This is a genomic window from Halorubrum sp. SS7 (assembly GCF_005435055.1).
GTDB classification, from domain to species: domain Archaea; phylum Halobacteriota; class Halobacteria; order Halobacteriales; family Haloferacaceae; genus Halorubrum; species Halorubrum salinarum.
Genome location: NZ_SGXV01000634.1, coordinates 1 through 234 on the forward strand (window position 1 = coordinate 1; position 234 = coordinate 234).

At 61.5% G+C, this 234-nt stretch carries 1 protein-coding gene; it reads right to left on the reverse strand.

Annotated elements, in window-relative coordinates; all coding sequences use genetic code 11:
- Positions 1–191: bacteriorhodopsin (locus EXE44_RS19420; protein ID WP_158293525.1), on the reverse strand; the 191-nt coding region annotated here is incomplete at its 3' end.
- Positions 192–234: the final 43 nt, after the last annotated feature.

A 234-nucleotide genomic window follows, 5' to 3' on the forward strand; every position in this document is an offset into this window, starting at 1 on the left:
TACCGCGCGTAGTAGATGTCGAGCATTTCGCCACCGACCGTGACTTCCGTCAGGCCGATGCCGAAGAACATCGACAGGTACGCCGCCGACGCGATCCCCGGCACGAGGATCGTGACCGCGTAGTACTCGCGGGCGTCCTTGTCGGTGACCCCCCATCCTCTGACGAGGAAGTAGAAGGTCCCGATGAGCATTAGTAACGTTCCGATACCCAACCACAACGTCTCGGGGCGACCG